General features: G+C 72.3%; 9 protein-coding genes. 6 read left to right on the top strand and 3 right to left on the bottom strand.

What is annotated here, in order from left to right:
• The 4 genes from KUM38_RS18790 to KUM38_RS18775 form a co-directional block, all read left to right on the top strand.
• A partial coding sequence (locus KUM38_RS18790) for an alpha-glucosidase C-terminal domain-containing protein (protein WP_217130559.1) occupies window positions 1-345 on the top strand: 345 nt, incomplete at its 5' end.
• A 28-nt stretch (window positions 346-373) separates the two neighbouring features.
• Window positions 374-1,732, top strand: a complete 1,359-nt coding sequence (locus KUM38_RS18785) for a maltokinase (RefSeq protein ID WP_217130558.1) — start codon at window positions 374-376, stop codon at window positions 1,730-1,732.
• Window positions 1,733-1,736: 4 nt separating this feature from the next.
• Entirely contained in the window at window positions 1,737-3,962 is a 2,226-nt protein-coding gene (gene glgB, locus KUM38_RS18780) for a 1,4-alpha-glucan branching enzyme (protein ID WP_217130557.1), read from the top strand.
• 109 nt (window positions 3,963-4,071) lie between these two features.
• A complete protein-coding gene (locus KUM38_RS18775; protein WP_217130556.1) occupies window positions 4,072-5,190 on the top strand; it encodes a glutamate--cysteine ligase in 1,119 nt (372 codons plus the stop codon).
• A gap of 14 nt (window positions 5,191-5,204) precedes the next feature.
• Here KUM38_RS18775 and KUM38_RS18770 read toward each other — a convergent pair whose 3' ends face one another.
• Complete coding sequence (locus KUM38_RS18770) at window positions 5,205-5,438, bottom strand: DUF6480 family protein (RefSeq protein WP_217130562.1); 234 nt, start codon at window positions 5,436-5,438, stop codon at window positions 5,205-5,207.
• 153 nt (window positions 5,439-5,591) lie between these two features.
• Between KUM38_RS18770 and KUM38_RS18765 the strand changes: the two genes are divergently transcribed.
• Window positions 5,592-7,496 carry a long-chain fatty acid--CoA ligase gene (locus KUM38_RS18765; RefSeq protein WP_217130555.1) on the top strand — a complete coding sequence of 635 codons (1,905 nt, stop codon included), beginning with the start codon at window positions 5,592-5,594 and terminating at the stop codon, window positions 7,494-7,496.
• 211 nt (window positions 7,497-7,707) lie between these two features.
• Window positions 7,708-8,142 (top strand): ATP-binding protein, encoded by a 435-nt coding sequence (locus KUM38_RS18760; RefSeq protein ID WP_217130554.1) that lies wholly within the window; start codon window positions 7,708-7,710, stop codon window positions 8,140-8,142.
• A gap of 9 nt (window positions 8,143-8,151) precedes the next feature.
• Here KUM38_RS18760 and KUM38_RS18755 read toward each other — a convergent pair whose 3' ends face one another.
• Window positions 8,152-8,583 carry an ATP-binding protein gene (locus KUM38_RS18755; RefSeq protein WP_217130553.1) on the bottom strand — a complete coding sequence of 144 codons (432 nt, stop codon included), beginning with the start codon at window positions 8,581-8,583 and terminating at the stop codon, window positions 8,152-8,154.
• Window positions 8,580-8,951 carry a PRC-barrel domain-containing protein gene (locus KUM38_RS18750; protein WP_217130552.1) on the bottom strand — a complete coding sequence of 124 codons (372 nt, stop codon included), beginning with the start codon at window positions 8,949-8,951 and terminating at the stop codon, window positions 8,580-8,582. Before KUM38_RS18750 ends, KUM38_RS18755 begins: the two co-directional genes overlap by 4 nt.
• Window positions 8,952-9,270 lie beyond the last annotated feature (319 nt).

Genomic DNA, 9,270 nt, shown 5'->3' with positions numbered 1-9,270 from the left:
TCCTCGCTGCTGCACTGGACCCGCCGGATGATCGAGATCCGCAAGCAGAACCCGGCGTTCGGCCTCGGCTCCTACACCGAACTGCCCTCCTCCAACCCCGCCGTCCTCGCCTTCCTCCGCGAGTACGAGGACGACCTGGTGCTCTGCGTGAACAACTTCTCACGCTTCGCACAGCCCACCGAGCTCGACCTGCGCGAGTTCGCCGGACGGCACCCGGTCGAACTGTTCGGCGGGGTGCGCTTCCCGGCCGTCGGCGACCTGCCGTACCTGCTGACCCTCGGGGGCCACGGCTTCTACTGGTTCCGGCTCACCCGAGTCGCATCCCGCATCGGCCGACGACTGTGAGCGTGTGCCGGGGAGAGGAGGCGTCACCATGACGAAGACCGCGTTCCTGCGACCGCGAAGCGCGCCCGCCGAGCCCATGGAGTCGCTCACCGGGCTGCTGCGCGAGTGGCTGCCGCTGCAGCGCTGGTTCGCCGGCAAGGACCGGCCCGTCACCGACCTGGGTGTGCTGTCGATGACGGAGCTGTTCCCGGGCTGTCTGCACGTACTGGTGCACGCCGGTCACGGAGGCGTGCCCGCTCCCGGCGGCACGACCCCGGCCGGTGACTGCTACCAGCTCCTCCTCGGCGTACGGGAGCACCCCTCGCCGCGGCTCGGCAAGGCACTCATCGGCAGGGTGCCGGCCGGCCTGCTGGCCGGACTGACGGTCTACGACGCCCTCCACGACCCGCGCGCCGCCCAGCTGTTCCTGGAACGGCTGCGCCACCCCGGTGCGGAGGGCCCGCTGCGCTTCGAGTGCGACGGGTCCCAGCAGGTGCCCGCCGGACTGGTGCCGCGCCTGATGACCGCCGAGCAGTCCAACTCCTCGCTGGTGTACGGCGACGAGTACATCCTGAAGGTGTTCCGGCGCATCCAGCCCGGGGTCAATCCGGATCTGGAGGTGCCGGGTGCGCTGGCCCGGCAGGGCTGTCACCGGGTGCCCGCCCCGGTGGCCTGGTTCCACACCACGCATCCGTTCAAGGCGACGCTCGGTGTGCTCCAGCCGTACCTGCGCAACGCCTCCGACGGCTGGACGCTGGCCCTCGACGCGCTCGCCGCCGGTGACGACTTCACCGCGCAGTCGCACGCCCTCGGCCGGGCCACGGCGGACGTCCACCTGGCGCTGTCCTCGGCGTTCCCCATCGGCGCGCCGGGCGAGAACGGGCGGACGGCGGCGGCGATGACCGAGCGGCTGACCGCCGCGGCGCACGCCGTCCCCGCGCTCCAGCCGTTCGTGCCGGGGCTGCGGACCGCCTTCGCCGCCCTGGCCACCTGCGACGCCGGGCCGCCCGCCCAGCGCGTCCACGGCGACCTCCACCTGGGACAGGTGCTACGGGCGGGACGTGAGTGGTTCGTCATCGACTTCGAGGGTGAGCCGTCCCGGCCGCTCTCCGAACGGCGCAGCGCCCACTCCCCCGTGCGGGACATCGCCGGGATGCTGCGCTCCTTCGACTACGCCGCCCGCCAGCGCCGCCCCTGGCGCCCGGAGTGGGCGCGCCGCTGCCGTGAGGCCTACTGCGCGGGCTACGCCGCCCGCGCCGGCTGGGACCCGCGCAAGAAGCACGGCCTGCTCCGCGCCTACGAGACGGACCGGGCCGTGTACGAGGTGCTGTACGAGGCCCGGCACCGACCCGACTGGCTGCCCGTACCCATGGCGGCGATCGAGCGCCTCGCCGTGAGAGGAGACTGAAGCCGTGGCCCTGCGTGACACCCCGCTTCCCGAGCCGGTCGGGCCCGTCCCGTCCGCCGCCGCGCCCCCCGGCGCCGCACCCGCCCTCGACCCGACCGACAGGGGGCGTCTGCTGGCGGGCGCCCACCACGATCCGCACGCGCTGCTCGGCGCCCATCCGGTGCCCGGTGGGATCGCCTTCCGGGCGCTGCGTCCCTTCGCCCGCGAGGTGGGCGTGGTCGTCGACGGCGCGCGCACCCCGCTCGTCTCGGAGGGCGACGGCCTCTTCTCCGTCGTACTGCCGCTGGACGCGATCCCCGCGTACACGCTGACGGTGGCCTACGGCGACGACGAGGCCGTCGAGACGCACGATCCGTACCGGTTCCTGCCCGCGCTCGGCGAGTTCGACCTGCATCTGATCGGCGAGGGCCGGCACGAGGAGCTGTGGACGGCGCTCGGCGCGCACCCGATGACCCACCAGGGCGTCACCGGCACCCGCTTCACGGTGTGGGCGCCGAACGCGCAGGGGGTGAGGGTCGCCGCCGACTTCACCCACTGGGACGGCACGGCGTTCCCGATGCGCTCGCTGGGCTCGTCCGGGGTGTGGGAGCTGTTCCTGCCGGGCGTCGGTGAGGGCACCTGCTACAAGTTCGAGATCCACTCCCGCTACGGCCACCGGTTCCTCAAGGCCGACCCGATGGCGCGGCGCACGGAGGCTCCGCCGAACACGGCGTCCGTCGTGACGGCCTCGCACTACGAGTGGGGCGACGCCGAGTGGTTCGCGCGGCGGGCGGCGACGCCCGTGCACGAGGCGCCGTTCTCGGTGTACGAGGTGCACCTGCCGTCCTGGCGGCCGGGACTGACGTACCGCGAACTCGCCGAGGAGCTCCCGGCCTACGTCAAGGACCTCGGCTTCACCCACGTGGAGCTGATGCCGGTCGCCGAGCACCCCTTCGGACCGTCCTGGGGCTACCAGGTCACCGGGTTCTACGCGCCCACCGCCCGCCTCGGCACCCCGGACGACTTCAAGTACCTGATCGACGCGCTGCACCGGGCCGGCATCGGCGTGATCATGGACTGGGTGCCGGCGCACTTCCCGAAGGACGACTGGGCGCTGGCCCGGTTCGACGGGGACCCGCTGTACGAGCCCGGGGACTCCCGGCGCGCGGAGCACCCCGACTGGGGGACGTACACCTTCGACTTCGCCCGCACCGAGGTGCGCAACTTCCTGGTCGCGAACGCCGTGTACTGGTGCCAGGAGTTCCACATCGACGGACTGCGGGTGGACGCGGTGGCCTCCATGCTCTACCTGGACTACTCGCGCGAGGACGGCGGGTGGGAACCCAACGCGTACGGCGGCCGGGAGGACCTGGCGGCGATGGCGTTCCTGCAGGAGATGAACGCGACCGTCTACCGGCGCTGCCCCGGGGTGGTGACCATCGCGGAGGAGTCCACCGCGTGGGGCGGGGTGACCCGGCCCACCGACACCGGCGGCCTCGGGTTCGGCTTCAAGTGGAACATGGGCTGGATGCACGACTCGCTGGAGTACGTCTCCCACGAGCCGGTGCACCGCAAGTACCACCACCACGAGATGACGTTCGCGATGGTGTACGCCTACAGCGAGAACTACGTGCTGCCCGTCTCGCACGACGAGGTGGTGCACGGCAAGCAGGCGCTGGTGTCGAAGATGCCGGGCGACTGGTGGCAGCGGCGCGCCAACGTGCGCGCCTACCTCGGTTTCATGTGGGCCCACCCCGGCAAGCAACTGCTGTTCATGGGGCAGGAGTTCGCCCAGGGTGCCGAGTGGTCCGAGAAGCAGGGCCCCGAGTGGTGGCTGCTCGACGACGGGTACCACTCCGCGGGCGACCACCGCGGGGTGCGGGACCTGGTGCGCGATCTCAACACCCGCTACCGGGCGACCCCGGCGCTGTGGCAGCGCGACACCGACCCGTCCGGCTTCCGGTGGGTGTCGGTCGACGCGGCCGACGACAACGTCTTCGCGTTCCTGCGGTACGACGCGGAGGGCCGGCCGCTGCTCGCGGTGTCGAACTTCTCCCCCGTGGTCCGGCACGACTACCCGCTCACCGTCGGCGACGACGTGATCGCCTGGGAGGAGGTCCTCAACACCGACGCCGCGCACTACGGCGGCGGGGACGTCACGAACCCCGACCCGGTCAAGCCCGAGGACGGCACCGTCCGGCTCACCCTCCCTCCGCTCGCGACGGTGTGGCTGACGCCGATCGCCCTGTGAGGGTCCGGCGGCGCCGCCAGGTGTCCGATGCCCTCACCGGGGCATTCGGGGTCGTACGGCCGAGGGCTTCTCGGCGTCGTCACGACAGGTCACAGAAGGGCGGCACCAGGTGCGCACCGTCGGAGTGGAGGAGGAGCTCCTCCTGGTCGATCCGGAGAGCGGCGAACCGCGGGCGATGTCCGCGGCGGTACTCGCCCGCGCCGCCCGGGACGGCGCGGAACAGGACGTCTTCGAGAAGGAACTGCACGAGCAGATGCTGGAGTTCGCCACGCATCCGCAGTCCTCGATGGAGAGCCTGCACGCGGAGATCGTCCGCTGCCGCGAGGAGGCCGCCGGGCACGCGGGGAAGATCGGCTGCACCGTCGCCGCCCTCGCCACCTCGCCGCTGCCGGTGAGCCCGTCCGTCGGCGTCAACCGGCGGTACCAGTGGATGGAGGAGCGGTACGGCATCGCCACCCGGGAACAGCTCGTCATGGGCTGCCACGTCCATGTGTCCGTCGAGTCCGACGAGGAGGGTGTCGGGGTCGTGGACCGGCTGCGGCCCTGGCTGACGGTGCTGGCGGCGCTGAGCGCGAACTCGCCGTTCTGGCAGGGCAGCGACACGGGGTACAACAGCTACCGCAGCCGGGTCTGGCAGCGCTGGCCGTCCGCCGGTCCGACCGAGACGTTCGGCTCGGCCGAGCGCTACCACCGGCGGGTCGCCGACATGGTGGCCACCGGCGTCATCCTCGACGAGGCGATGGTCTACTTCGACGCCCGGCTCTCCCAGCGGTACCCGACGGTGGAGATCCGCGTCTCCGACGTCTGTCTGCACGCGGAGACGGCGGCGCTGATCGCCACCCTCGCCCGCGGGCTGGTGGAGACCGCGGCACGCGAGTGGCGGGCCGGCCTGGAGCCGGCGGACCCCGGCGTCAGCCTGCTCCGGCTGGCCGCCTGGCAGGCGGCCAGGTCGGGGCTGGAGGAGGAACTGCTCCACCCGCGGACCATGCGCCGCATGCCGGCCGAGACGGTCGTACACAGCCTCCTCGACCACGTCGCCGAGGCCTTGGAGGCCACCGGCGACCTGGAGCGCGCCCGCGAGGGCTGCGCACGACTGCTGCGCGACGGCAACGGGGCGCAGGTGCAGCGCGCCCTGCTGGAACGCACGGGGAGTCTGAGGGACGTCGTCACGGAGTGCGTGCGGCACACCCAGGGGGTAGGGCGTACGGGATCCGCTCCTCGCGGATAAGCGGACAAGGGGCGTCAGAGGATGAGGATGAGGGCGTAGACCAGGAAGAACGCCGCGATCAGCACCGCGAGGGCGAGGATCACGGTCAGCGGGCCCTTGGCCCAGCCCTTGGTCGGGTTGTGCGTCTCCCGGGGGCCCGCCTCGGGCATGCTGCTCTCCGCGGGCGGGGTCTCGCCCGGGGGGACGCCGCCGCCCGGTTCGAGGCCGGTGCTGCGTTCCGGTTCGGGATCTGGATTGACGTAACTCATGCCGTCCGGGTCCCCCGAAAGTCCCACGATCATCAGTGCGGACACACTTGTCGCGATCCCGGCGCGGGGGCGCTCCGGCTCGGCTACATTCAGGCACCGCCGATGACGGTACTCATCGGCCGAGTCACACCCCGTACACGTCAGGAGCAGCGCATGCGCGACCTCGCCCTCGCTCCCCCATCGGCCCCGCCCCTGACCGGCGGCCTCGCCGACAGTCTCTTCGAGACGGCGGCCGAGCGCCCCACCCTGCCGATGTTCGCCCGTCGCGCCCACCCGACCTCCGCCACCTGGGAGCAGATCACCGCCGCCGAGTTCCGCGACGAGGTCGTCGCCGTGGCCAAGGGCCTGGTGGCGTCCGGGATCTCGCCCGGCATGCGGGTGGCGATCATGGCGCGCACCCGCTACGAGTGGACCCTCCTGGGCCACGCCCTGTGGACGGTGGGCGCCGAGGTCGTCCCCGTCTATCCGACCTCCGCGCGCGAACAGGTGGAGTGGATCCTGCGGGACTCCGGCTGTGTGGCCGTGCTGGTGGAGGACGAGCAGGGCGTGATGACCGTCGGGTCGGTGTGCGCCGCGCTGCCGGGGCTGCGGCACGTCTGGCAGCTGGACGCGGGCGCGCTGGACCAGCTGGTGGCGCGCGGCGAGTTCATCCCGGCGGCCACGGTCGACTCGATGCGCCGCATCGTCCTGCCGGACTCCACGGCCGTCGTCGCCTACACCTCCGGCACGTCCGGCCACGCCCTGGGCTGTGCGCTGAGCCACCGCGGCCTGGCCTTCATGAGCGACACCCTGCTGGCGGGCTGGGGCCACGTCGCGGCGCCCCCCGGTGAGCAGGCCGCCGTCCTCGCCTTCCTGCCCTTCTCCCACGTCTACGGTCTGATGATCCAGTTGCTGTGCGTGCGCGGCGGGCTGCTGATGGGGCACGAACCCGACATCGGCGGGGAGTCCCTGTCCTCGGCCCTGCGCACCTTCCGGCCCACCTATCTGTACGCCGTCCCCTCGCTGCTGGAGAAGATCTACAAGAACTTCCTGCGCGCGGCACAGCTGTCGGGCCGCGGCGCCCTGTTCGAGCGGGCGGCCGGCACGGCACGGGACTTCGCCGCCGCGCTGGAGCGGCAGCGGCTGGGCCGCGGTGCGGGGCCGGGCTTCGACCTGCGGCTGCAGCACGCCCTGTACGAGCGCACGGTCTACCGCAGGCTGCGGGCCGCGCTGGGCGGCCGGGTGCTGCGGGCCACCTCCGGGGGGTCGACGCTCAACCGCGACCTCTCCCTCTTCTACGAGGGGATCGGCATCTACGTCCACGACGGCTACGGGCTCACCGAGACCAGCGGCGGGGTGACGATGCAGCCGTTCGGGCGGGAGAAGTCCGGCACCGTCGGGCAGGCGCTGCCGGGCACCGAGATCCGGGTGGCCGACGACGGGGAGATCCTGGTGCGCGGGCCGTCGGTGTTCCAGGGGTACGTGGGGGACGAGGCCGCCACCCGGGCCGTGCTGCGCGGCGGCTGGCTGGCCACGGGCGATCTGGGCCGGCTGGACGCCGAGGGCTACCTCACGATCACCGGCCGCAAGAAGGACGTCATCATCACGAGCAGCGGCAAGAGCGTGGCGCCGGCGGCCCTGGAGCAGCGGCTGCGGATGCACCCGCTGGTCCATCAGGCCGTCGTCGTGGGGGACAACCGGCCGTGTGTGGGTGCCCTGATCACCCTGGACCCGGAGTTCCTCAACGACTGGCGGGCGGCGCTGTCCCCGCCGGGCGACGCGCCGGCCCGGGAGGCGCGGGAGGAGAACGCGCTGCGGGAGGAGATCGCGCGGGCGGTCGCCGCGGCCAACAGCAGCGTGTCGCGCCCGGAGTCGATCCGGGTGTTCCGGGTGCTGCCCGAGCCGTTCGACGTGGCCAACGGGCTGCTGACGCCGTCGATGAAGCTGCGCCGGGACGAGATCGTGCGGCGCTACGCGCTGGAGATCGACGCGATGTACCAGTCGCGGACGCGTCCGGGACGGACGCCGGCCGTGGACGAGTCGTCCGGCTGGGACGACTCGGACAACGTCTTCCGCTGACCGCCCGGGGAGGGCTGGGCCTGTCCGCCCTCGCGCGGTGGGCGGGAATCGTCGGACAGCCCCCGGAAGACGCTGCCGGTCGGTGACGGGTTTGTCACCGACCGGGCACGGGCATGCGGGCGCGTAGGCTCCGCCCGCACGGGAACCCACAGTTCGAGGGGACGCAGAAGCAAGGACGACCGCCCCGCGACGACGGGGCCTGGAAGGCGAGATGGCACGCGAGCCGCGTAGGGACAGGACACTGGCTGCCGAGGACATCACGAGCCGCATCGCCAGCTTCCCGGGGGAGCTGCACGATGTGACGGACGCACGCCTGGTCGCGGAGGAGTTCCTCTTCGACCTGGCCCGTGTGTCGGCGCCGTCGGCTCCCGAGCACTGGGACGACATCCTGCTGGTGGTCACGGAGCTGGCCGCCAACGCGGTCCAGTACGCGCCGGGCCCGTTCCAGCTGCGTCTGCGCAGAACGTTCGACGGGGTGCACGTGGTGATGCACGACACCAGCACCACCGAGCCGGCCCCGCGGCCCTTCCACCCCCACAGCGGCGGCGGCGGTATCGGCTGGCACCTGATCCACACACTGTGCGACCAGGTCAGCGTCGTCAGCGACGACCACGGCAAGGACATCCACGTCTTCCTGCCCTGGTGAGCCGTGAGCCTACGACGGCGCGTCGCGCAGGGGGACGAGCACGCTGACGGTCTTGCCGCCGCCGGGGCGCCTGCGGACCTCGATGTCCCGTGCCAGCCGGATCACCAGGGGCCAGCCGTAACCGCTGCCGCGGTGCACGTCCGGCAGGGCGCCGGTTCCGCCGGCGGCCTCGGGGATGACGTCGCTGTGGTCGTGGACGGCGATCCGCACGCCCTCCTCCGTCGGCCGCGCGTCGAAGCCGGCCAGTCCGGCGCCGTGCCGGATGGCGTTGGTGACCAGCTCCGACACGACGAGCGAGAGGTCGATCATGTCCTGGTGGTGCGGGGTGCGGCCCTCGGCGTCCCAGTGGGCGCGCACCGTCGCCTCGGCGTGCGCCCGCGCGTCGGAGGCACTGCCCACTGCAGTGCCGCCGGCCGGACGCGCCTGTCGTGCGGTGGTCACCCGGTGGGGCTCTCGCGCGGCGGCAGTCGGTGGTAGTAATCACCGACCGCGGTGAGATAGGCGGGGTCCATGGTCTCGCTGTCGGTCCGGAACCGGGGCGCCTCCTTCACCTCGGCCCTGGTGCAGTCCAGCGTCACCTGGCGTTCCCCGGCGTGGACGGCGGCGACGACCCCGACCGGCACCAGGAGGCTGCGGCCGAACACCCACACCCCGGTGTCGACGACGAGGTGCCGCATGCCGTGGTGATCGGCCTGCCGGTCCACGTGGCCGATGGTGCCGTCGCTCGCGACGACGGTGTAGCCCGTGAGGTCCTGCTCCTGGACGTGGCCCAGGCCCGGCGCGTATGACCAGATGCTGTCGATGGGCACTGCTCCTTGCCTCCCCGGTGACGACGGATCCCTGGGCGACGCCCAGCTCCACAGCAGCAAATACCCGGCAGGCGGGCGCGCATTCGAAAGGCACGGACCAAAACCGCGCGCCGGCGGCCCGGCGCTCCCCCGTCCCGGCGAAACCCAAACGAGTACCCGTCAAAAGCCGGGGCATGCACGAGATCCGGAACTTTTTCGGGCCGGTTTCCCCGGCTGCGCCAGGCTTTGTTCCGTACCCGCGACCTGGGTTAGCCTTCGGCGTATTTTCTCATCGCGCACATCCGTGAACTGCGGAAACGCGCACTGACTCTGGTCGGAA

The sequence above is a fragment of the Streptomyces sp. AC558_RSS880 genome, assembly GCF_019049255.1.
In the GTDB taxonomy this organism is placed as follows: domain Bacteria; phylum Actinomycetota; class Actinomycetes; order Streptomycetales; family Streptomycetaceae; genus Streptomyces.
Note: the sequence above shows the minus strand (reverse complement) of the source record. Positions and strands in the feature narration are given on the sequence as shown.

Coding starts and splice junctions, on each gene's coding strand:
- KUM38_RS18785 (WP_217130558.1), top strand. CDS start 374: ATGACGAAGACCGCGTTCCTGCGACCGCGAAGCGCGCCCGCCGAGCCC.
- KUM38_RS18770 (WP_217130562.1), bottom strand. CDS start 5,438: ATGAGTTACGTCAATCCAGATCCCGAACCGGAACGCAGCACCGGCCTC.
- KUM38_RS18765 (WP_217130555.1), top strand. CDS start 5,592: ATGCGCGACCTCGCCCTCGCTCCCCCATCGGCCCCGCCCCTGACCGGC.
- KUM38_RS18760 (WP_217130554.1), top strand. CDS start 7,708: ATGGCACGCGAGCCGCGTAGGGACAGGACACTGGCTGCCGAGGACATC.